Raw genomic sequence first — 22925 nt, forward strand, 5'->3', positions numbered from 1 at the left:
GGCCACCGCCATCACCATTAGGGAAACGCCCGACGATATGCCCGCCCGTTGGCCCATCACCTGCCGATGCCGAATGACAGAATAATACGCCAATCCCACACCCCTTTTTCTTCTGCCCGCACGGTCCCACCGGCCCGTATCAGCGGCTTTCCGTCATTCAACCGGGGATACCGCCACCCCGCCCCGACCGGAACCGGCCGATCCGCACCTTGGTATCGGAAAAACCTGCCCTTCCACCACCATCCCTTCTTCTCTCCGCCGCCGGACAGGCCGTCCGCCCTTTCCCTTTCAACCGGGAACTCCGCGCCCGCGTCGGCCGTTGCATCGGTTCCTGTATAGACAGGATGAAAGGCCGGAACTGGAATTCCGATATTCATGTCTGAAACATGAACACGGAAAGGCATCTCTGGTTCCGGCGGCGCCGGGCAGGCAGGGGCGAAGGGCCCGTTCTTCCTCTTGCTCGACGGGGGATCGATCGCGGCCGCATCGGACCGGCTGCCCATCATCAATCGCCCGATGCCTGCAACCGCTACGGCTGTTCAGTTTCGGTTGAACGACCGCGCCTATAAGGCGATGGCCATGAGGAACGGCCGGGAGGTGACAGATGCGCATATTGCTGGTTGAGGACGATCAGGGCCTCGCGGACGATATCGCCCGCACCCTGCGCGCGGAGAATTTCGCGGTGGATGTGGCCAATAACGGCGAGGACGGCGCGCATCTCGGCGCGACGGAGCGTTATGACGCCGCCGTTCTCGACCTCGGCCTGCCCAAGCTCGACGGCCTCAGCGTGCTCCATGGCTGGCGGTCGGGCGGGCATGACCTGCCGGTTCTGATCCTCACCGCGCGCGACGGCTGGTCGGAAAAGGTGGCGGGGTTCAAGGCGGGCGCCGACGATTATCTGATCAAGCCCTTCCGCGTGCAGGAACTGGTGATGCGCCTGCGTGCGCTGGTGCGCCGCGCCACCGGCCATGCGTCGACCCGCATCAGCTGCGGCCCGCTGGTCTTCGATGCGCAGCTGGGCCATTTCGAGCTGGACGGTCTGCCGCTGCGCCTCACCGCCTTCGAATGGCGGGTGCTCTCCACCCTCATGCTGCGGAAAGACATGGTGGTCGAACGGCGCGAGCTGATCGACCGGGTTTACGAATATGATGCCGACGTCGATTCCAATTCGCTGGAGGTGATCGTCGGGCGGCTGCGCCGCAAGATCGGCACGGAGATGATCCAGACCATCCGGGGCCGGGGCTACAGCCTGAGCTGCCCGGCCGGTTGATTCCAGCCCGCCATTGACACTGGGGGGGGGTCGAGATTGCGTTCAGGTGGAGCCGAGAAGCGTGCTCTTCGAGCATCGAAGCGCAGCGACCTGAAGGTCGTGAGCACCGAAGCGCAGGATAGCGCGGTTCGCAGGCCCGTATGAGCGGAATGTCGATCCGCCCTAGCCCGGCAGCAGCAGGTCGATCCTCAGCCCGCCCAGCGCCGACACCCCCAGCTCCAGCGCGCCGCCATGCAGTTCCGCCAGTTCGCGGGCGATGGGCAAGCCGAAGCCGTGGCCGTCCTCCCGCTCGTCGAGCCGCCGTCCGGGCACCAGCGCCTGCGCCCGCGCCTCCTCGGAAAGGCCCGGCCCGTCGTCCTCGATCGCGATGCGCCGCATCTTGCCTTCGGCCCGCGCGCTGACGAGGATGCGCGAACTTCCCCATTTCCATGCATTGTCGAGCAGGTTGCCCAGCATTTCGGCAAGGTCCTGCGGATCGCATTTGACGGCGAGGTCCGGCTCGATCCGCATATCGGCGGCGATGTTCTTTTCCGCATAGATCCGCCCCAGCGCCTGCAACAGATCCTGCACCGCCCCTGCGAGCGGCACCGCGGGCTGGCCCGGCGCGCCGGGGGAGGCGGCGCGGGCACGGCCCAGATGGTGCCGGATGGCGCCGTCGATCTGCGCCACCAGCGCGCCGAGCTGGCCATCGGGATCGCGGCCCGGCTCGGCCAGCCGGACGCCGAGGGTCGCCAGCGGCGTCTTGAGGCTGTGGGCGAGGTTGGCGACATGCCCTCGCGCCCGCATCAGCGCCGCCTCATTTTCGTCGAGCAGTCCGTTCAGCTCGCCCACCACGGAGGAAAGCTCCGCCGGCTGATCGGCCGGGATGCGGTCACGCTCGCCCGACCGCACCTCGGCCAGCGACTGGCGCAGGCGCTCCAGCGGGCGCAGGCCGATCTGCAACTGCAACAGCGTCGCGACCAGCAGCGCGAGGCTCAGCGCGGCGAGCAGCAGCAGCACCGGCCATATCGCGGCGTACCGCAAGCGGACGAACAGCGCGCGCGGCGCGGATACCGTGATACGCACCGTCCCGCCGCCGGTCCGCTTTTCCAGCGATCGCACATACAGCCCCTCGCCCTGGCTGGTGCGGGGACGGGCGAAGCCTTCCGTCCTGCCGCGCCCTTCGGAGGCTCCGCGCTCCGGCTTTCTGTCGGCATGCGCATGGCCCAGACGGGGGGGAATGATCTCGCGCGAGGTATAGCTGCCGCCGGGGGCGTCTATCCGCCAGCCCCAGCCGCGCCGGTGCTGGGTGAAGGGGCCGATTTCCTGCAACGCGGCGCGATCGATGCTGCCATCGGCGCGCACGCTGCGCGCGAGCAGCGCTATCTGGGTATCGAGCCGCTCGTCCAGCCCGCGCCGCACGAAGCCGTCCAGCACCTTGCCGATGGAAAGGCTGGCGAGCAGCAACGCGATGCCGGTGAAAAGCAGACCGGCGAGCATCAGGCGCGCGCGTATCGATTGCGGAAAAAACCTCATCTGCCGACTCCAGCCCCTTTGCCCTTTTCCCGCCTGCCCGGACCAGCTTCATAGCCCCTTCGGCCAAACCGAAACTGAATGGCCGGATTCAGCCTGCATAGGCCCCGGTTCGCTATGGGATTCGGCAGAAAATCCTCTCTCCGAGTTCCTGTTCCATGACCAAGCATTTCACGGCCATTTTGCTGCTGGGCGCCAGCGGCTTCACCATGCTCCCCCCGGCCGCCGCGCAGCAGCAGGCGGACGAGGAGCAGGAGACGATCATCGTCAACGGCCAGCGTCAGGCGCCGGGCAGCGTGCTGGGCGACATCACGCCCGAAGTCACGCTCAGCCCCGCCGACATCCGCTCGTTCGGCGTCAGCTCGCTGTCGGACCTGATCGGCGAGCTGACGGCCCAGACCGGCAGCGGACAGGGGCGCGGCGGCGAAAGCCCGGTCGTCCTGCTCGGCGGCAAGCGGGTTTCCAGCTTCGCGGAGATCAGGGACATTCCGACCGAAGCCATACAGCGGCTGGAGATATTGCCCGAGGAAGTGGCGCTCAAATATGGCTACCGGCCCAACCAGAAGGTGGTGAACATCGTCCTGCGCCGCCGTTTCCGCGCCTTCACCGGCGAGCTGGAAGGCGCCGCGCCGACCGAAGGCGGCCAGTTCAGCCCGGAGATCGACACATCCTATCTGCGCATCGGCGATTTCGGGCGCCTCAATCTGGCGCTCAAATATGAAAGCAGTTCGGCGCTTTACGAGGATGAGCGATCACTGACGCCGCAAGCGTCGCGGGCGCCCTATGATCTGACGGGGAACATCGCCTCCTCCCCGTCGGGCGCGGAGATCGACCCGGCGTTGAGCGCGCTCGCCGGGCGGACGGTGACGGTGGTCGGCGTGCCTGCTTCCGCCGCCAGCAGCACGCCGAGCCTCGCCGATTTCGCCGGCGGCGCGATCAATGAGAGCGACACGCGGCCTTATCGAACGCTGCTGCCCTCGACAAAGGACCTGACTTTCAACGCAGTGCTGGCGCGGACGATCTTCGGCACTGTCGCGGCCAGCTTCAACGCCTCCTTCGCCTATAGCGACAGCGACAGCGCGCAAGGGCTGGCGGGCGCCGCCATCGCCCTGCCGCAGGGCAGCCCCTGGTCCCCCTTCGCGGCGGACACGCTGCTCTATCGCTATCTCGGCGAGCTGGGCGCGCTGGGGCAGCAGAGCCGGGACATCGGCGGCCATTTCGGCACGACGCTCAGCGGCTCGATCGGAACATGGCTCTGGACCTTCACCGGCAATCTCGACCGCAAGTCCAGCCGGACGATCACCGATCGCGGTTTCGACCTCAGCGATTTTCAGGACGGCATCGACGCGCTCGATCCGCTGGTCAATCCCTATGCGCCGATCGACCGCAGCCGGATTTCCGCCCTGCTGACCGACCGCGCCCGCTCCACCTCCACCACCGGCGATGCGCAACTGCTCGCCAGCGGCACGCTGTTCGACCTGCCTGCCGGGGCCGTTTCGGCTTCCCTCACGCTGGGCGGATCGACCAGCGACCTGCGCTCGCGCTCGCTGCGGTCGGGGGTCGCGTCCCTCGCCGCCCTCTCGCGCGACGAGGCGAGCGGCCAGATCAGCCTCGACCTGCCGCTCGCCAGCCGGAAAAAGGGCTTCCTCTCCCCGCTCGGCGAGCTGTCCGCCAATTTCAACCTCGCCTATCAGGAGCTTTCCGACTTCGGCGGGTTGCGGACGATCGGCGCGGGCATCAACTGGATGCCGGTCAAGCCGCTGACCCTGATCGTCTCGTTCAGCGAGGATGAAGGCGCGCCCACGATGCAGCAGATCGGCAATCCGTCCGTCGCCACCACGGGGGTGCGGGTGTTCGATTATGTGCGTGGGGAAACGGTGGACATCACCCGGCTGTCGGGCGGCAACCCCGATCTGTCGGCCGACAATCGCCGCCTGTTCAAGCTGGGCATGACGTGGAAGCCGCTGACCGGCACCGACCTGTCGCTGGTCGCCAACTACACCAGCAGCCGCGTCCGCGATCCCCTCGCGAGCTTCCCCACCGCGACCGCGGCGATCGAGGCCGCCTTCCCCGATCGCTTCACGCGCGGCGCGGACGGGCGGCTGCTCCAGATCGACGGCCGCCCGATCAACTTCGCCCGGCAGGATCAGGAAGAGCTGCGATGGGGCGTCAATTTCTCGAAACAGCTTCGCTCGCCGCCCCGTCCGGCGGGCGGCGGCGACCGGCCGCCGCAGGGCGAGCAGCCCAATTTGCGGGACATCCTCCCGCCCGGCCAGACACCCGCGCAGAATAATACCCGGACCGGCGACGGCGCGCCCGGCGGCGAGCCGCGCGGGGGCGCCGACCGCTCCGGCGCCGGCGGCCCTCCCGGAGGACCGGGGAGTGGTCCTCCGGGAGGGGCATTCGGCCGGGGACCGGGCGGACGCGGCACACGGATGCAGTTGGCGCTCTACCACACCGTCCATCTGCGCGAGAGCGTCCTCGTCTATGACGGCGGGCCGGTGCTCGACCTGCTGAACGGCGACGCCATCGGCTCGTCCGGCGGCCAGCCGAGGCATGAGGTGCAGGCGCAGTTCGGCCTGACCCACAATGGCTTCGGCGGGCGGCTCAGCGCCAACTGGCAGGGCGCGACCACGGTGGCGGGCGGCGTCAACGGCGGCGAGGCGCTGCGCTTTTCCAGCCTGGCGACGGTCAACCTGCGCCTGTTCGCCAATCTGGGGCAGGATCAGGCGCTGGTGCAGAAATGGCCCTTCCTGCGCGGCGCGCGCCTCAGCCTGTCGGTCAACAACCTGTTCAACAGCCGCCAGCAGGTGCGCGACGCCGACGGCAACACGCCGGTCAGCTATCAGCCCGCCTATCTCGATCCGCTCGGCCGCACGGTGCGGATCAGCTTCCGCAAGCTGTTCTTCTGAGCGCTTGTTTGGAAATGCGCCTTATTGGCGCATAGCGGCACCGGTCCGCACGGGTGGAGATGTGGACGGAGCCGTGGGTACGGGCACCCTCACAGCGTGACGGTCGCGCGCAGGCCGCCTTCGGGCCGGTTTTCCAGCCGGATCGTGCCGCCCAGCCGGGAAATGGAGCGGCGAACGATCGCAAGGCCGAGGCCCGCCCCGCCGGTATCGCGATTGCGCGAGCCTTCCAGCCGCCGGAACGGCTCGAACACGGCGTCGAGCTGGTCCGGCGGGATGCCCGGCCCGCGGTCCTCCACGACGATGCGCACCGCCCCTTCCTCCCGCGACAGGCGAACCTCCGCCTGCCCGGCGTGGCGGATCGCGTTCTGGACCAGATTGGCGATGGCACGCTGGAGCTTGAGCGGCTTCGTCACCATCTCCAGCGCGGCGGGGCCTTCATAGCGCACATCGCCCCCGGCATCCTGCGCATCGTGCACGATGGTTATCACCATCGAGGCGAGGTCGATCAGCCGCTCCTCCTCCGGGTCGAAGCCGCGCAGATAATCGAGCAGCGAGCGGATGAACGATTCCATCTCGTCCAGATCGTGCCCCATGGCGGCGCGGGTCTCGCGGTTGCGGACGGTCGCCGCGCGCAGCCGCAGGCGCGCGATCGGCGTGCGCAGGTCGTGCGAGACGGCGGCCAGCGACTGTATCCGCTCATTGACCTGATCGAGCAGCCGCGCCTGCATCGCGTTGAACGCGGACGCCACCTGGCGCACCTCGCGCGGCCCTTCCACCGCCACCGGCATCGCATCTTCCCGCCCGACCCTGTCCGCCGCATCCGACAGCTTGCGCAACGGCCGCCCCAGCAGCCGCGCGAGCGCCAGCGCCAGCACGGTCACGCAGACGCCCAGCATCACCACTGCGCCGATATGGCCCTGCAACGGCATGGCGGTATCGAGATAGCCGGTGGCGCGGAAGCTCGCCCACGACCCGTCGGCCAGCCGCCACGCGCCGACCAGCGCCTTGCGCTCCGCCGCCATCCGGATCTCCCTGCCCGCAAGCCGGGGCTGGGCGGCGCGCAGGCGGCTGTCTATGGCCGCGAGGTCGGGCTTGACGGCTCCCCGCACCGGGGGAGCGGCCGCATGCCAGCCCATGGTCAGCGGCGCGCGCCACAGGCGGCGGGCGGCCTCGGCCCGCGCGGAGACCGGCGTTTCGGCGAGCAGGCGGTCGGCCACGCCGATCTGCTGGGCCAACTGGCTGGCGCGCTCCCGCGCGATCACGCCGGTTTCGATGCGGCGGAACAGCAGTTCGCTGCCGACCAGTTCCAGCAGCAGCGCGCCGAACAGCAGCAGCGCGATCCGTCCGGCCAGCCGGTCGGGCCAGAAGCGCAGCCGCTTCAAGACCGCTCCACCTCGGCGGCGAACATATAGCCGAGACCGCGCACCGTCCTGATGAGATCGGGCGCGCTGCCGTCCCCCAGCTTGCCGCGCAGGCGGCTGACCAGCACGTCGATGCTGCGGTCCGAAGAGCCCGGCAGGCGGAAACGCGACAGTTCCAGCAACCGGTCGCGGGCGATGATCTGCTGGGGGTGATCGACCAGATTGGCGAGCAGGTCATATTCCGCCGCCGAGAGGGTGACGGCCGCGCCCGACGGCGCGAACAGCTCGCGGCGGCGCAGGTCCATCGTCCAGCCGGCGAAGCGGACGACGCTCGCCTTCGCCTTGCGCCCGCTGTCCGCCAGCGGCGGCCGGCGCAGCACCGCCCGGACGCGCGCCAGCACCTCGCTGTGGCCGAAGGGCTTGGCGATATAATCGTCCGCGCCCAGTTCCAGCCCGGCGACCTGATCGGCTTCCTCGCCGCGCGCGCTGATGATGATGACGGGAATGTCGCCCCAGCCGCCCTCGCGGATTTCCCGGCATATGTCGAAACCGCTTCTGCCCGGAAGCATCACGTCCAGCAGGATCAGGGAAATGCTCCTGACCTCCAGCATCTCGACCATTTCCTCGCGATCGGCGGCGGTCACCACATGAAAACCGCTGCGCCGCAGGAGATTGGAGAGAAGAACGCGCATGCCCGGATCGTCGTCGACGACCAGAATAGAAGGCGCCGTCATCTTGTCGTCGTCGCATCTATTGCTGTTTTGTTGCTCATTTTTCACAAATGGTTTCTCATCTTTTTTCAACGACTTCATCATTGACAGTCCGTTCTCTTGATCGCCATGGGCTATTGCAACTGGTTATCATTAGAAAAGGGGTTATAGAGTGCACGAAGTCAGCCATGATTCACAGGGCCAATCCGCGCAGGGCGGCAATCGGAACCGGTCGGGCGCCTTCCTCGCCTTGAGTTGTGTCGGCCTGATCGCCGCGCCCGCGCTCGCACAGGAAAGCGGTTCCGGCGAAGAATCCGGCCAGACCCGGCTCGGCGGCGTGACCGTCACGGACACGGCGATCAACGACAGCTATGATCGCAAGGAATCCTCGTCCGTCAAGTTCACCGCGCCGCTGCTCGACACGCCCAAGAGCGTGACCGTCATCCCGCGCGAGGTGATCGAGGACCGCGGCTTCACCTCGCTGGTCGACATATTGCGCACGACGCCGGGCATCACGCTCGGTTCGGGCGAAGGCGGCACGCCGATGGGCGACCGTCCGCTGGTGCGCGGCTATGAATCGGTCACCGACATGCAGATCGACGGCCTGCGCGCCGTCGCGCGCTTCAGCCATGAGGTCTACAATCTCGAATCGGTCGAGGTCGTGAAGGGTCCGGGCGGCGCGTTCAACGGGCGCGGATCGACCGGCGGCGCGATCAACCTCGTCACCAAGACCCCGCAGGCGACGGATTTCGTCGCCGTTCGCGGCACCGTCGGCACCGACGAAACCAAGCGCGTCACCGCCGACATCAACCACCAGCTTACCGACGGCATCGCGGTGCGCCTCAATGTGATGGGTCATGACGGCGACGTCGCGGGACGCGACGCCGTGAAGGTCAGCCGCTGGGGCTTTTCCCCGTCCATCGCCTTCGGTCTGGGCGGCCCGGCGCGCGCGACCTTCGCCTATTCCTATCTCAAGACCGACGATATCCCCGATTTCGGTCATCCGTTCCAGAATTCCGGCACGGCCACGCCGCTCAAGCTGCGCCGCAAGAATTTCTACGGCTTCGCCAATCGCGATTTCCGCGAGACGGAAGGGCATTTCGGCTCCGCCGTGCTGGAATATGACGTGACCTCCGGCATCACGCTGCGCAACTCCACCCGCCTCGCCCGCACGACGAACGAATATATCGTCAGCCGTCCGAGCTTCAACACGACCACCGCCACCCCGGCGACAGGCCTTGTGGCGGTCGATTTCCGTTCCGCCAACATCCTGTCCGAAGGCTTCCTCAACCAGACGGACCTGCGCGGCAAGTTCAACACCGGCGGCATCGAACACAGCTTCATCACCGGCGTCGAATATAGCAAGGAAAAGCAGAGGAACCGTCCGGCCTGGGCGCAGACGCCGAACACCGGGCTGCTCCAGTCGCTCGACAATCCCAATCCCTATGCGACGTTCAACCCGCTCGTGAAGACGCCGTTCACGACGCCTGCCGTCCCGATCGTGCACGAAACCTATGCGGCGTTCCTGTTCGACACGATCAGCCTGAGCGAGCAGTTCCAGATCAATCTCGGCATCCGCTACGACGATTATGAAGTGTCGGACGCCGCGCGGAGCGCGAAGAACGACTTCTGGAACTATCAGGCGGGCCTCGTCTACAAGCCCGTGCCCTTCGGCAGCATCTATGTTTCCTACGGCACCTCGTCCAACCCCACGGGCGAATGCGCGGGCATGGCCGGCGGGGCCGAAGGGGCGGGCGCCTGCACGCTGACCGCCAACAACGTCAACCTGAAGCCGGAGCGCGCGAAGAGCTGGGAACTGGGCACCAAATGGGATCTGTTCGGCGAGCAGCTTTCGCTGACCGCCGCGCTGTTCCAGACCGAAAAGACCAATGCGCGCGCGACCGATCCCGTCACCAATACGGTCCAGCTGATCGGCAACACCCGCGTTCGCGGGTTCGAGGTCGGCGTGTCGGGCAACATCACGCCGGAATGGAACATCTTCGGCGGCTATACCTATCTCGATCCGGAACTGATCGACGATGGCGCGGGCAGCAATGACGGCAACCGGATCAAGTTCGTCGCCTCGCACAGCTTCAGCCTGTGGACGACCTACAAGCTCACGCCCGATTTCGATCTGGGCGGCGGCGTCAACTATGTCGGCCGGCGCTATGTGAACGACGCCAATACCCAGTGGTTCCGGCCCTATGCCCGTCTGGACGCCACCATCGGCTATAAGGTCAGCGACAATCTGGACCTGCGCGTCAATGTGCAGAACCTGACCAACAAGCTCTATTATGACGCATCGCATGTCGGCATCTTCGCCAACGTCGCGCCGGGCCGCTCGGCGCTGTTGACCGCGAACCTGCGCTACTAAGCCGGTTCCAGCCTCATTCTGTCGGGCCTGCGGGGTTTCCTCGCAGGCCCTTTTTGTTGCGCAAAAGCCACAGCCTGCGAAATCCAACGATAGGGATTGGCAACAAAGCAGAAATATTTCTTGCCATAAGCGAAAATCATTCTCATTAGCGCTCCCATTGAAACGGATTCTCAACAAGGGGGTTGCAGTGTCTCGACCGCGTCAAAATCACGCCGCCATGGTTCCGGCCTATCTCGCTCTGGGCTGTGTCGGCATCATCGCTTCTCCGGCGCTCGCGCAGGACAATTCGTCCGCCAGGGCGGACGCCACCCGGCTCGGCGGCGTGACCGTCACGGATACCGCCATCGAGGAACAGGGCTACAAGGTCGACAAGGCCGATTCGCCCAAATATACCGCGCCGCTGCTCGACACGCCCAAGACGGTCATCGTGCTGCCGTCCGAAGTCATCCGCGAGAGCGGATCGACCACCTTCGTCGAGGCGCTCCGCACCGTTCCGGGCATCACCTTCGGCGCGGGCGAAGGCGGCAACCCGCAGGGCGACCGCCCGTTCATCCGCGGCTTCGACGCGCAGGGCAGCACCTATCTCGACGGCATCCGCAGCGTCGGCGGCCAGTCGCGCGAAATCTTCGCGATCGAGCAGATCGAGGTCGTCAAGGGCGGCGATTCGACCATGGGCGGCCGCGGCAGCGCCGGGGGCAGCCTCAACCTCGTCAGCAAGATGCCGCATCTCGGCACCGAGGCCCGCGCCGACCTGAGCCTGGGCACCGCCGACTACAAGCGCGCCACGGTCGACGCCAACTACCAGATCGGCGACATGGCCGCCGTCCGCCTCAACGGGATGTGGCATGACGCGGACGTCGCCAAGCGCGATGTCGTGACCTACAACCGCTGGGGCATCTCTCCCTCCTTCGCGCTCGGCCTCGGCACCGCCACCCGCGCCTATCTCAACTATTATCACCTGCAAAGCGACGACATCCCCGATCCGGGCATTCCGTTCGAGCGCACCGCCGCGCAGGCCGCCGCCGCCGGTGATCTGGCGATCGGCCCGGCGGAGGTCGTCAACGGCCGGGATGTGCCGCGCAGCGCCTTCTACGGCCTCGCCAACCGCGATTTCCGCACCACCAATGTCGATGAGATGCTGTTCCGTTTCGAACATGACCTCTCCGACACGATCCGGATTCGCACCACCGGCAAATATGCCAATGTGAAGCAGGCCTATATCGTCACCCAGCCAGACGACAGCCAGGGCAATGTCGCCAACGGTCTGGTGTGGCGCCGCATCAACAGCCGCTGGAGCGACGTCGATTCGATGGTGGGTCAGGTCGATCTTTCCGGCCAGTTCGACACCGGCGGTATCGAGCACAGCTTCGCGGCCGGGGCCGAGGCGAGCTGGGAACGGTCGAAGCGCGGCAACTATGCCGTGAACACCAACTCCATTGCCGGCGCACCGGCGGCGCAGCGCTGCGCCGCCGCCAATATCGCCACCTTCAACTGCACCAGCCTGTTCACGCCCAACCCCTATGACAACTGGCAGAACATCCCTGCCGGCGGCACCACCGGGGTTCCGATCACCAAGAGCGGCGTCACCGGCATCACCGAGGCGACCACCTACGCCCTTTATGCGACCGATACGGTCACGCTGACGGATGCGCTGCTGCTCAACCTCGGCCTGCGCTACGACTGGTACAAGACCACCAGCGAGGCCGTCGCTGCCACCGGGATCACCGCGCTGGAGCTCAAGGACAATTTCCTGAACTATCAGGCTGGCCTCGTCTACAAGCCGATGGAAAATGGCAGCTTCTACGTCTCCTATGCGAAGTCCACCACGCCTGCGGGCAGCATGGTCGGCGAGGGGTCGGAAGGCAATGCGATCGCGGCCACGACGCTGAACGACCTGAAGGCCGAAGTCACCAAATCCTATGAAATCGGCACCAAGTGGGAATTCTTCGATGCGGCGCTGGCGCTGAACCTCGCCCTGTTCCGCACCGAGACGACCAACGCGCGTACGACCGGTGCCAACGGCCTGCCCGAATATGTCGGCGAACGCCGCATCGACGGCATCGAGGTCGGCTTCAACGGCAAGCCGCTGCCGTTCTGGAGCATCTTCGGCGGCTACACCTATATGGATTCCGAAGTGCGCCATGCCGGTCCGCTCGACGCGCAGGGGCGGCCGAACGTCGCGGAAGGGCGTCCGTTCCCCAATACGCCGAAGCATAATTTCACCGCCTGGACGACCTTCGACATCGCCGAGCGTTTCCAGGTCGGCGGCGGCGCCATCTACAGCTCGAAGCAATATGGCAGCTTCGGCTATGTTTCCGCCACGGACTCGCGCGTGATCGAGCGCTCGATCCCGAGCTACTGGCGCTTCGACGCGACGGTGGCGGTGGACGTGTCCGACGCTATCGCGCTGCGGGTCAATGTGCAGAACCTGACCAACAAGCGCTATTACGACCGCACCTACACGACGCACTATGTCAGCGCCGCGGCGGGCCGCTCGGCCTTCGCCACGCTGTCGCTGAAATACTGACGCCCCTTACCGGCGACAGGATAGCGCCCGCTCCCTTCCGGGGGCGGGCGTTGTTCATTCGCGCGGCGCGCGGCGAGGGTCAGTCCTCCAGCATCGCCAGCAGCGCGGGCGAGAGGATTTCGCGGGCGCCCCCTTCCTCCATCACGATCATCCGCGCGGCGATGGCGTGACGGGCGGCGAGTTCCATCCCTGTGTCCGGCCCCGCCACCGTCAGCGCGGTCGCCCAGGCGTCGGCCAGCATCGCGGAGGCGGCGATGACGCTCAGCGACGCGATGCCATTGTCCACCGGATAGCCGCCGGCCGGATCGATCGTATGATAGCCCCGCAGATAATTGCCCGACGTGGCGACGGCCAGCCCGTGCAGCGCGACGCGCAACGGAGGGATATCCGCGCCCGGCGGGTTTTCCAGATCGACCCACCATGGCTCGCCATCGGGACGGATGCCGCGCCCGGCCAGCTCTCCCCCGATCTCGACCAGCGCATGGCGCAGCCCGGCCCGGCTCAGCAGGTCCGCGACCGCATCGACCGCATAGCCCTTCGCGATGCCGGAAAGGTCGAGATGAAGCCCGCCCGGCTGGCGTAGCAGGCGGGCGGGCGCATCATAGGCAAGGCGCCGCCATCCGCAGAGCGCGCGCGCCTGCTCCACCATGGACGCCGTGGGCGGCGGCTTCGGCCCCGGCGGCCCGAATCCCCACAGGTCGACCAGATGCCCCATGGCCGGATCATAGGCCCCGTCCGTCCGGTCCGCGACGGCGAGCCCCGCCTCCATCACCGTGGCGAAGTCGTCGGGCAGCGCCGCCCATGATCCGCCGGGCGCGCGGTTGAAGGCGCACAGCAGCGAATCCGGCTCCCAATGGCTCATCTGTGCGACGATATGCGCCAGACGCTGCTCGATCAGCGCCCTGATCCGCCCGGCGTCGACGTCGGGCCGGGTGGCGAAGCGGACGCTCCAGCCCGTGCCCATCGTCTCCCCGCAAAGGTCGCCGATCGTACCGGACGGGTCGCGATCGGCGATCGCGGCGGCATCGATGCGGGCCGGAAGCGCTATCCGCACGCAAGGCGCCTCAGGGCGCGGGAACTTCGAGCGTCGTCGTATAGCTCATCCGCCGCTCGCCCGCATTGGCGGTCGAGGAACGGGCATCGGTGGCGGTGACGTTCAGCCAGTACATGCCCGGCATCGCCCATTTCACCTCGATCATGCCGTCGGCGCCGGTGGTCAGCTCCTGCGCGCCTTCCTCGTCGCGGAACCGCTTGCCGCCCGGAACCAGCGTCACCTTGAGGCCCGGCGCGGGCTTGCCGTCGATCAGGAAGCGGAACTTCGCCGGTTCGTCGGCGACCAGATCGTCCGGATGGGTCTGCGGATCGAATTCCAGCCCCTTGCCGGTCGGGCGCAGCACCGTGTCGGTCGGCTCGCCGACGGTCACGAAAATCTCGTTGCGGCTGATCGATTCGGACAGCTTGATGTCGGTCGCCCCGGCCGGAATGTCCGCGACGGTCGCGACCGAACGCGCAGGCGCCGCGTTGGGCGCGCCCGGACCTCCCGGACCCGCCGGACGTCCGGCCATCGCCGGACCAGCCGCACCGGGGCCGCCGGCACCAGCGCCGGGGGGCGGGCCGCGGCGGCGGCCGACGGTCCAGTCCTCGCCGTTCAGCTTGAAGGTGCCGCTCACATTGGTCGCGAACGTCCCGATCTTCCACGTCCCCGGCTTGTCGAGCTGCACGTCGAAGGTGGAGCGATAGCGCCCCTGCGCGGCGTTGCGAATTTCCCCGGCGCTGCCGTCAGGCTGGGTGACCTTGATGCCGCCGGTCGGCATCGGCATGTGATCGGGGTCGAAAAGGTCGTTCGACACGGCGGCGTCCACCGTCACCCAGCTGTCCGTGCCCGAAACAGTGGTGACCGAGGGCAGCAGCCATTGACGATGCGCCGATGCGCCGGCCGGTATCGCGAGAAGGGCCACGGCGGCCAGCAGGCGGGGTGCGAGTGATTTCATCGGGCAGATCCTTCAGCGAGAGAAAGAAACCGGGCCGAGTTCGGTCCGGCCACTGGCCTTGCCGGACCCGTTCGGAACGGCGACCGGCAGGCTGACGAGTTCCCGGCCGCCCGTCTCGCGGGCCGCCTCGACATTCAGAATATAATTGCCGGGGCGCAGGTCGCGGGGCAGCGGGATGGTATATCGCCCCGGCGCGCGCGTCGCGCCGCTCACCCCGTCGGCGGGCATCTTCAGGCTGCGTCCGCCCTTGCGCCACCATGCGCGCAGGTCGGAAAGCCATTTGGTGCCCGGCTCGTTGCCGCCCTTCTTGATATCGTACCAGACCGCGATGGTGCGCGCCGGGCCGCCGCCTTCCGGCTCCAGCCACACCGCGACATAGGGGCGGTGATATTCCGCGACGTTGAGGCGGGGGATGGTCACGGTCACGGTGCCGGCGGCGGCCGGTGTCGCGATCGCGCTTCCCAACAGCAGAAACGGCGTCGTGCGCATCACAATATTCCCTTCAATGAACAAACAGCAAGGCAAGCAGCGCCGGCAGGGCGAGGCCGGCGGACACCAGCGGCCAAGTCGATCTGCGGCGTTTGGAATGGATCTGGAGCAGCAGCAGGCCCGTCAGCGTGAAGACGATGCACGCGACCGCGAACAGATCGATGAACCAGAACCACACAATGCCCGAATTCCGGCCTTTGTGCAGGTCGTTGAGATAGGATATCCAGCCCCGGTCGGTGATTTCGGCGGTCAGGCGTCCGGTCGCGCGATCGATGCTGACCCAGGCGTCGCCCCCCGGACGGGGCAGGGCGACGTAGATTTCCTCGTCGGACCATTCCGCCGGGCGCCTTGCCGCGTCGAGGCCCACCGCATCCCTGACGGCCTGCGCGACCGGTTCGGGCAGCGGGGCGTCCGGCGCCGCGGGGCGGACGAGCATCTCGACCATCCGCCGGGGCAGGTCGCCCTGCCGCTCGACGACCGAGGGCGCCGCCGGAATCGAGGCGGCATGATTGAGCGTTATTCCCGTCACCGCGAAGAACAGCATGACGACGAGCGAGATGGCCGCGCTGATCCAGTGCCAGCTGTGGAGTTGCCGCACCCACCAGTTTCGCCACGCCTTTTTGGAAGAGTCCCGACGGACCGAAGGAGATGTCACACCAATGCCTGATTCTGGAATAGCCGGTTCATGTAGTAGCAGTTACGAATCGTTTGCAAGATAATAGAGCGGCGGCGACCGGGGCTGAATCGGCCCGTTCAGCTTCGGTTCAGCCGGTCGCCGGGCCATGCGGCTTGCAATTCTGGCTCGACGGATCGCACCCGATCCGCTATGCGAATGCCTCGCATTAATAGCAGGCGGCTATTCTCACCCAGCGGGGGCGTGATCAATTGAACGGCAAGACCCTCTCCCTGCGTCCGGTCGAAACGGACGAGATGCCAGAGGCGGCGAGGCCCGCCGCCCAGGTGATTCCCATGCAGCTGCCCCGGCTGGCGGGCCGCTACGGCGAAGGCCGGAAACCCAATTTCGTCGCGCTGGCGGGTTCGATCGCGATCGTCGGCGGCCTGATATTCTCGATGCTGGCCTTCCATGTCGTCACCGTGCACAAGGCCCCGTCGACGATGACGCTGGTCGACATGGTGCCGGAACCCACGCCCCCGCCTCCCCCGCCGCCGCCGGCACCCCGGCCGAAGCAGGACGTGCCGCAGACGGCCTCTCCGGTGGTCGCGCCGAAAACGATCGTGGAAACGCCGCCGGTCTCGGTGCAGGTGGCGACCTCGCCGGTGCCGCAGCCTTCCCCGGTGGCCGTTCCGGGGCCGCCCACTCCGGCGCCCCCGGCTCCGGCCCCCGCTGTCGAAAGCGTGGGCGACCTTTCCTCCAAGATGATCTCGGCGACCCCGCCGCGCTACCCGATCGAATCCCGCCGCAAGCATGAGCAGGGCGTGGTCTCGCTGATGGTCGTTCTGTCGGTCGAGGGAACCGTCGTCGATATCTCCGTCGCCAAGAGCAGCGGCTTCGAGCGGCTGGACAGGGCGGCGCTGTCGGCGGTAAGGACCTGGCGCTGGTCGCCCACCCGTCGCGGCGGCGTGCCGGTGATGGTGCGCGGCGTGGTCGAAATTCCGTTCATCCTGAAGAGCTGACGAAAAGGATGGACGCGTGATCCTGTCGATTCCCGGCCTGCTGTCGCCGGATGACCTGCGCGAATGCCGCCGCATCCTGACGGAGGCGGCATGGGAGGACGGGCGCGCGACCGCCGGTCATCTCGCCGTGAAGGTGAAGGACAATCTCCAGCTGCCGCTCGACAGCCCGGCCGCGAAGCAATTGGGCACGCTCATCCTGACGCGGCTCGGCCAATGCCCGCTCTTCATCGCCGCGGCGCTGCCCCTGCGCGTGCTGCCACCCCGCTTCAATCGCTACGAAGGCGGCGGCACCTACGGCAACCATGTCGACAATGCGCTGTTCCGCCTGCCGGGCGAGGATGTCTATGTCCGCACCGACATTTCCTGCACCATATTCCTCAACGAGCCGGAGGAATATGACGGCGGCGAACTGGTGATAGAGGACAGCTACGGCGATCATCGCGTGAAGCTGCGCGCGGGCGACATGGTGGTCTATCCGGGGACCAGCCATCATCGCGTCACCCCGGTGACGAGGGGCGCGCGCCTCGCGTCCTTCTTCTGGACGCAGAGCCTCGTGCCGTCCGAGATCGGCCGCCGGACCCTGTTCGAACTGGACAGCGCGATCCAGAAGCTGACGGCGGACCATCCCGATCATCCCAGCGTCGCGGAACTGACCGGCGTCTATCATAATCTGCTGCGCCAATGGTCGGTGACATGAGCGGGGATGGGCCCGCCGGCGACGATCGCGAGGATGCCGCCCCCCGCCCGCCCCTGACCGCCATCCCGCCTCATTTCCGCGCCTTGGCCGATTATGAGCGTCAGGCGCCCGCCCATCTGGCCGGGGAGGTCTGGCGCCATATCGAATCGGGCGCGGGGCCTGAGCGCTCGCTGGCGGCGAATCGCGCGCAGTTCGACCGCTATCGGCTCGTCCCGCGCATGCTCTCCGATCTGCGGGGCGGGTCGACGGCGGTGACGCTGTTCGGCCAGCGCCATGCCGCCCCCATTCTGCTGGCGCCGGTCGCCTATCATCGCCTCGCCCATCCGCAGGGGGAGATCGCGACGATGAACGCGGCGACCGCGCTCGACACGACGATGGTGGTCAGCACGCTTTCCAGCTTCACGCTTGAGGATATCGCCGCCACCGCCCGCGCCGCCGCCGCCGAACTGGGCAGGGCCGCGTGCCCGCCGCTATGGTTCCAGCTCTATTTCCAGCCCGACCGCGCCCATACGCTCGAACTGGTGCGCCGGGCCGAGGCGGCGGGCTATGGGCTGCTGATGGTCACCGTCGATGCGTCGGTCAAGCATTCCACCTTCACCCTTCCCCCCGGCGTCGAGGCGGCGAACCTGCGCGCCATGCCCCGGATCGCGCATCAGGCCGACCCGATCGGTGGGAATATCCTGTTCGGCACCGCGCTGATGGATGCCGCGCCGACATGGGACGATATCGACTGGCTGCGGTCCCAGACCCGCCTGCCGCTGGTGCTCAAGGGGCTGTTGTCCGCCGAGGACGCGAGGCGCGCGCTGGATCACGGCATCGACGGCATCGTCGTTTCCAATCATGGCGGCCGGGTGCTGGACGGTCTGGTCGATCCGCTCGACGCCCTGCCCGCGATGGCGGACGCAGTGGGCGACCGGATGCCCCTGCTGCTCGACAGCGGCGTCCGGCAGGGGACGGACATCCTCAAGGCCCTGGCGCTGGGGGCGAAGGCGGTTCTGGTCGGCCGGCCGCAACTGCACGCGCTCGCGGTGGCGGGCCTGCCGGGCGTCGCCCATATGCTGCATATCCTGCGCGCCGAACTGGAGCTGGCCATGGCGCAGACCGGCCGCCCGTCCCCGCGGGCGGTCGATCGGACGATACTCTCCGCCTGACCGGCAGGATATTCCCTAAACCATTGATCGAATTGGCTTTGTGACCAACCCTTTCCGATGATAGAAAAGCCGTGCGGCGGGCTGTTGTGCACGGAAGGCTGTCGATGGACAGGAAGTTGGCGAGCGAACGCGATTCCGAACAAAAGGCGCTGGCGGCGCGGTGGAGCATCGCCGCCGAGGCGATTGAGGCGCTCGCCGGCGCGCGATCGCTGGAGGCGGTGGTCAGCGTGCTGCGCGCCTTCGCGCGGCGCGCGGTGGGCGCGGACGGTATCGCGATCGTCCTGCGCGAGGAGGATCACTGCCATTATATCGCCGAAGACGCGATGGAGCCGCTCTGGTCGGGGCAGCGCTTCCCGATCGCCAGCTGCGTGTCGGGCTGGGCGATGGAGCATCGCGAAACGGCGGTGATCGCCGATATTTTCGACGATCCGCGCGTGCCGGTCCACGCCTATCGCGACACCTTCGTCCGCTCCATGCTGATGGTGCCGATCGGCCGGACCGAGCCCATCGCCGCGGTCGGAGCCTATTGGTCCGAAGCCGGGCAGCCGACCGACAGGGAAATCGGCCTGCTGGAAGCCCTGGCCCGCGCCGCTTCCCTCGCCCTCGATAATGAGCGGCTCTCGCGCCGCGCATAAAGGCTATAGGCCCGCCGCGTTCTCCAGCGCTTCCATATCGGCGTCCGACAGGCCGAAATGGTGCCCCACCTCATGGATGAGGACGTGCACCACAAGGTCTTCCAGCGTCACCCCGGTCTCGATCCATTCGTTGAGGAGCGGCATGCGGAACAGCGAGATCATCGGCGGCATGTCGCCCGTCGACCAGATCGACTGCTCGCTCAGCGGGCGGCCCTGATAGAGGCCGGTCAACTCCCACGGGTCCTCGATCCCCATGTCGCGCAATATGTCGTCGTCGGCGAATTCCTCGACCCGGACGACGATGTCCGCGAGATGGTCCGCAAAGGGGGCCGGGAGGCTTCTGATCGCGTCGGTCGCCAGTTTTTCGATGGTTTCCCCGTCCGGGGCCGGGCCAATTCTCTTCGCCATGGCCGCACTATAGGGAATATTCCAGATGCGGGCGAGAGGCAATGCGCCGTATCCGGGAAGGACGCCGCCCTGCGGCGCCGGTAGCAGGCCGCTCCGTCAAGCGGCCTGCTTCTGGCTTGCTCAGCGTTGCTGCTGCTGGCCCTTGTCGCGGCGTTCGGCATTGCCGCCCTGCTGCTTGCGCTGGTCGTTCTGCTGCTGTTGCTGCTGCTGATCGCGCTTCTGGCCGGGCTGCTGGCCCGGCTGTTGGTTCTGGTTTGCCATTGGTTCATCCTTCCTGACAAGCGCCGGGGGGTGGCGCCCTGAACGAACTGGCGGCCGGGGGATTATGTTCCGCTCGGTTCACCGCAAAGCGGAACCATGCCCCGGCTGTTTCATTGATCTTCCACCATTTATTGGAGAGGCATCATGCGCGGCGAGATATGGAGCATCGTTATCATCGGCGGCCCGATCCTGCTGGCGCTGGTCCTGCTGTACGCGCTGTTGAGAAACAGGACGCAGCGGAACCAGCCGCCCATGGACGTTACGGAACGCGGCACCCGCGAATTGCGGGAACAGCTGGATCGCGACGACAAGCAGGGCGGCTCCTGACGGATTCACCCCGCATAACCGCTAGTAAATCTGGCCCAGCCCCTGATTATTGCCTTCGGCCACTTCCCCCTTGCGCGCGGCCGGAACCTCCGGTGCTTCCTCTTCGGGCGATGCGTCCCCACTCCTCCGCAGCCGCACGGTCATGCCGGTGGCGGCCGCATCGTCCAGCACCTGCTGATCGTCGGGAATCTCCGGCGGCGGGGCTTCCTTCGGCGCGGCCTGCACATTGCCGGGCGCGGCTTCGGGTTCGGGCGGCGGCGGCGCCTCGTCCGGCACGGCCGGGGCGGAGACGGCGTTCTCCTCGCCCGCATCGGACTGTTCCGGCTCCCGGTCACTACAGGCGCCGAGGGCGACGGCGGCCGCCAGCGGCAGCAGCAGGGCAAGGCGGCGATAAGGAAAGGGCATGGATCAGGATTCCCTTGAAGCGGCGGCGGCGGCCGGTTGGGCGGTGCGGCGCGAGGCCTCTATCTTCGCGGCGAGCAGCCGGTCCCAGCCATACGGATCGTTGCGGAAGTTCATCACCCCGTTATTGCCCGCAAAGGCCGTCCAGTACAGCAGATAGACCGACACCTGCCGCGACAGGGCGAGGCGCTGCGTCTTACCGGTATCGATCAGCGCCTGCACGTCGTCGCTGAAATCCGGGTTGCCGCGCAGCATCAGCTCGGCCAGCGGGATCGGCTTTTCCAGCCGGATGCAGCCATGGCTCGCCAGCCGGTCATAGCTGGCGAATTTCCCGCGCGCCGGGGTGTCGTGCAGATAGACGGCGAAGGGATTGTCGAAATCGAACTTCAACCGGCCGAGCGAATTGGACGGGCCGGGCGCCTGCTGGAGCCGCTCGCCGCCGTCGGGCGTCTTGATGAAGCGATAGCCCTTTTTGATGAGCGTCTGACGGCCCTGCGGCAGCAATTCCTTGCGGGCGATGGAGGTCGGCACGTTCCACGGCGGATTGACGACGATGGAATGGATGCGGCTGACCAGCATCGGCGTTTCGTTGCCCGGCCGTCCGGTGACGGCGCGCATGGACATGACGGGCCTGTCGCCCTCGAACACGGTCAGCACGGCCGCCGCGATGTTCACCTGCACGCGGTTGACCGGCATGTCGCGCGGCATCCAGCGCCACCGCTCCATATTCGCCATGATCGAGGCGATCCGGTTTTCGACCGGCACGTTGAGCGCGTCGAGCGTGGCGGCGTCGAGCACCCCGCTGGGCTTCAGCCCATAGCGGCGCTGCGCCCGCTGGAGCGCGGCGGCGAGGGTTTCGCCGGGCGCGCCGGTCTTGTCCTCGATCGCCAGCCGCTGGCGTATCGCGCTCTCGCCCGCCCCGGCGGAGAGCACCGGCCAGCCGCCCGCCTCGCGGATGCGCCGATAGGTCTGCAAGCCCTGCCGCAGATCTTCATAACCGGAATAGGGCGGCGCCTGATCGTCGATCCATTGTTGCAGCCTGTCCTCCACCACGGCCCTGGCAAGGCCGGGGCGGGGATCGTAGGCGGCGGGGCGAAGCGCCCAGATGGACAGGAAATCGGCGGGGGCCACCCGGCCGTTGTGCAGCGCATGGGCGCGGTCGAGCACGGCCTCGATCAGCGCGTTTTCCGGCAGGGACTTGCCGTCGAGCGGCGCCTTGCCGATGCCCTGCGCATCGATGCTCTTCACCCATTTGGTCAGCAACGCCGCCTGCGCGGACGAAAGCGGCGGTATCGGCACCAGCGCCGGAGCGGTCGGCGCGATGGCCGGGGGCGGCGCGACCGGCGGCGCGGAGGACGGTTGCGCGGGCATCTGCTGCGCGGACACGGCGATGGAAAAGACTGCCGCGATCAGGGTTGCGGCGGTTGGGAGGGGTCTGAAACGGAAGTGCATGACGCCCTCGATAGACCATCTCCGCCCGATCCTCAAAGCCTGGTTGTCGCAAAGCCGGGTTCGGCCGCAAAATCATGGCGATATCCCTTGCGAACCGGTCCGGGTGGCGACCTTTCGGCTGAATGCCGGCATCGATCCCCCCTTCCCTGAAGGGGAGGGGCCTAAGCCGCTTCACCACCCCGGTCCGGCTTTCAAGGAAATATAATCGCCAGAATCATGCCCTTGAACGCGCGATGCCGGTCGGGCATGCTCCGCCGCGCATCGCTGGCGCGGTGCGACCGGGCGGGGGGCCGTTCGCGAAGGAGGCGATCCCATGTCGAAAGTCAGCACCTGTCTCTGGTTCGGAAAGGACCTCGAAGCGGCGGTCCGCTTCTATGTCTCGCTCATTCCCGGCTCGGCGATCGGCCATGTCCAGCGCGCGCCCGGCCCGTGGCCCGGCGGCGAGGCGGGCGAGGTCATCCTGATCAGCTTCACCCTCGACGGGCAGCAATATCAGGCGCTCAACGGCGGCGCGCCCGCCGACTACGGCACCGCCGCCTCGATCTCCGTCGAATGCGCCGATCAGGCGGAAGTGGACCGGCTGTGGACGGCGCTGACCGAAAATCTGGGGTCGGAGATCGCCTGCGGCTGGCTCCGCGACCGCTGGGGCGTGCCGTGGCAGATCGTGCCGGCAATGCTACCGCGCCTCCTCGCCGACCCCGACCCGGCGGTGGCGGACCGCGTGTTCCGGGCGATGCAGACCATGGTGAAGCTCGACATCGCCACGCTGGAGCGCGCGGCGGCGGGGGAAGGCCCGGAAAGCTAAGGGGAA

At 67.3% G+C, this 22925-nt stretch carries 21 protein-coding genes and 1 pseudogene; 10 read left to right on the forward strand and 12 right to left on the reverse strand.

All coding sequences use genetic code 11. The annotated features are described in order from the left end of the window. Positions 1–56: 56 nt before the first annotated feature. Positions 57–506 carry a hypothetical protein gene (locus tag GGR43_RS02115; protein WP_188070270.1) on the reverse strand — a complete coding sequence of 150 codons (450 nt, stop codon included), beginning with the start codon at positions 504–506 and terminating at the stop codon, positions 57–59. 98 nt (positions 507–604) lie between these two features. On the opposite strand from GGR43_RS02115, the gene GGR43_RS02120 reads away from it, so the two are divergent. Continuing rightward, positions 605–1270: a response regulator transcription factor gene (locus GGR43_RS02120; RefSeq protein ID WP_188070271.1), complete on the forward strand. Its 666-nt coding sequence runs from the start codon at positions 605–607 to the stop codon at positions 1268–1270. A 162-nt stretch (positions 1271–1432) separates the two neighbouring features. Here the strand turns inward: GGR43_RS02120 and GGR43_RS02125 are convergent, their stop codons facing one another. Further along, on the reverse strand, positions 1433–2785 hold the full coding sequence (locus tag GGR43_RS02125) for a sensor histidine kinase (RefSeq protein ID WP_188070272.1): 1353 nt from the start codon (positions 2783–2785) through the stop codon (positions 1433–1435). 155 nt (positions 2786–2940) lie between these two features. Between GGR43_RS02125 and GGR43_RS02130 the strand changes: the two genes are divergently transcribed. Next, positions 2941–5694 carry a TonB-dependent receptor gene (locus GGR43_RS02130; RefSeq protein WP_188070273.1) on the forward strand — a complete coding sequence of 918 codons (2754 nt, stop codon included), beginning with the start codon at positions 2941–2943 and terminating at the stop codon, positions 5692–5694. Between the two features lie 89 nt (positions 5695–5783). Here GGR43_RS02130 and GGR43_RS02135 read toward each other — a convergent pair whose 3' ends face one another. Together GGR43_RS02135 and GGR43_RS02140 are read right to left on the reverse strand one after the other, a co-directional pair. Beyond that, positions 5784–7076 (reverse strand): ATP-binding protein, encoded by a 1293-nt coding sequence (locus GGR43_RS02135; RefSeq protein WP_188070274.1) that lies wholly within the window; start codon positions 7074–7076, stop codon positions 5784–5786. Next, entirely contained in the window at positions 7073–7789 is a 717-nt protein-coding gene (locus tag GGR43_RS02140; RefSeq protein ID WP_188070275.1) for a response regulator, read from the reverse strand. The genes GGR43_RS02135 and GGR43_RS02140 overlap by 4 nt, the downstream gene beginning before the upstream one ends. 148 nt (positions 7790–7937) lie before the next feature. Between GGR43_RS02140 and GGR43_RS02145 the strand changes: the two genes are divergently transcribed. Continuing rightward, positions 7938–10139: a TonB-dependent receptor gene (locus GGR43_RS02145; RefSeq protein WP_223177239.1), complete on the forward strand. Its 2202-nt coding sequence runs from the start codon at positions 7938–7940 to the stop codon at positions 10137–10139. A 187-nt stretch (positions 10140–10326) separates the two neighbouring features. Then, complete coding sequence (locus tag GGR43_RS02150) at positions 10327–12666, forward strand: TonB-dependent receptor (protein WP_284277539.1); 2340 nt, start codon at positions 10327–10329, stop codon at positions 12664–12666. A gap of 79 nt (positions 12667–12745) precedes the next feature. On the opposite strand, the gene GGR43_RS02155 is transcribed toward GGR43_RS02150, so the two are convergent. The 4 genes from GGR43_RS02155 to GGR43_RS02170 are packed head-to-tail and all read right to left on the reverse strand — an operon-like array spanning position 12746 to position 15801. Continuing rightward, complete coding sequence (locus GGR43_RS02155) at positions 12746–13720, reverse strand: FAD:protein FMN transferase (RefSeq protein WP_284277537.1); 975 nt, start codon at positions 13718–13720, stop codon at positions 12746–12748. 10 nt (positions 13721–13730) lie between these two features. Next, positions 13731–14657, reverse strand: coding sequence for a DUF4198 domain-containing protein (locus GGR43_RS02160; RefSeq protein WP_188070277.1), 927 nt, complete (start codon positions 14655–14657; stop codon positions 13731–13733). Positions 14658–14669: 12 nt separating this feature from the next. Continuing rightward, positions 14670–15146, reverse strand: a complete 477-nt coding sequence (locus tag GGR43_RS02165; RefSeq protein ID WP_188070278.1) for a DUF2271 domain-containing protein — start codon at positions 15144–15146, stop codon at positions 14670–14672. A 13-nt stretch (positions 15147–15159) separates the two neighbouring features. After that, positions 15160–15801 carry a PepSY-associated TM helix domain-containing protein gene (locus tag GGR43_RS02170; protein ID WP_425502140.1) on the reverse strand — a complete coding sequence of 214 codons (642 nt, stop codon included), beginning with the start codon at positions 15799–15801 and terminating at the stop codon, positions 15160–15162. Between the two features lie 230 nt (positions 15802–16031). Between GGR43_RS02170 and GGR43_RS02175 the strand changes: the two genes are divergently transcribed. The 4 genes and pseudogenes from GGR43_RS02175 to GGR43_RS02190 form a co-directional block, all read left to right on the forward strand. After that, positions 16032–16781, forward strand: coding sequence for an energy transducer TonB (locus tag GGR43_RS02175; protein ID WP_188070279.1), 750 nt, complete (start codon positions 16032–16034; stop codon positions 16779–16781). 16 nt (positions 16782–16797) lie between these two features. After that, on the forward strand, positions 16798–17478 hold the full coding sequence (locus GGR43_RS02180) for a Fe2+-dependent dioxygenase (RefSeq protein WP_188070280.1): 681 nt from the start codon (positions 16798–16800) through the stop codon (positions 17476–17478). Continuing rightward, on the forward strand, positions 17475–18629 hold the full coding sequence (locus tag GGR43_RS02185; protein ID WP_188070281.1) for an alpha-hydroxy acid oxidase: 1155 nt from the start codon (positions 17475–17477) through the stop codon (positions 18627–18629). Before GGR43_RS02180 ends, GGR43_RS02185 begins: the two co-directional genes overlap by 4 nt. A 104-nt stretch (positions 18630–18733) precedes the next feature. Then, positions 18734–19249, forward strand: a pseudogene (locus tag GGR43_RS02190) (GAF domain-containing protein); the annotation flags it as partial. A gap of 18 nt (positions 19250–19267) precedes the next feature. Here GGR43_RS02190 and GGR43_RS02195 read toward each other — a convergent pair. Then, a complete protein-coding gene (locus GGR43_RS02195; protein ID WP_188070283.1) occupies positions 19268–19672 on the reverse strand; it encodes a metallopeptidase family protein in 405 nt (134 codons plus the stop codon). A 120-nt stretch (positions 19673–19792) separates the two neighbouring features. Continuing rightward, complete coding sequence (locus GGR43_RS23375; RefSeq protein WP_223177240.1) at positions 19793–19933, reverse strand: hypothetical protein; 141 nt, start codon at positions 19931–19933, stop codon at positions 19793–19795. 144 nt (positions 19934–20077) lie between these two features. Between GGR43_RS23375 and GGR43_RS02205 the strand changes: the two genes are divergently transcribed. Continuing rightward, the gene (locus GGR43_RS02205; RefSeq protein WP_188070285.1) at positions 20078–20260 is read left to right on the forward strand and encodes a hypothetical protein; all 183 of its coding nucleotides are present in this window, start codon (positions 20078–20080) and stop codon (positions 20258–20260) included. Positions 20261–20281: 21 nt separating this feature from the next. Here the strand turns inward: GGR43_RS02205 and GGR43_RS02210 are convergent, their stop codons facing one another. Further along, positions 20282–20665, reverse strand: a complete 384-nt coding sequence (locus GGR43_RS02210; RefSeq protein ID WP_188070286.1) for a hypothetical protein — start codon at positions 20663–20665, stop codon at positions 20282–20284. 3 nt (positions 20666–20668) lie between these two features. After that, positions 20669–22114 (reverse strand): L,D-transpeptidase family protein, encoded by a 1446-nt coding sequence (locus GGR43_RS02215; RefSeq protein ID WP_188070287.1) that lies wholly within the window; start codon positions 22112–22114, stop codon positions 20669–20671. Positions 22115–22427: 313 nt separating this feature from the next. Between GGR43_RS02215 and GGR43_RS02220 the strand changes: the two genes are divergently transcribed. Beyond that, the gene (locus GGR43_RS02220) at positions 22428–22919 is read left to right on the forward strand and encodes a VOC family protein (protein ID WP_188070288.1); all 492 of its coding nucleotides are present in this window, start codon (positions 22428–22430) and stop codon (positions 22917–22919) included. Positions 22920–22925: the final 6 nt, after the last annotated feature.

It is taken from the genome of Sphingobium jiangsuense (assembly GCF_014196495.1).
Classification (GTDB): Bacteria; Pseudomonadota; Alphaproteobacteria; order Sphingomonadales; family Sphingomonadaceae; genus Sphingobium; species Sphingobium jiangsuense.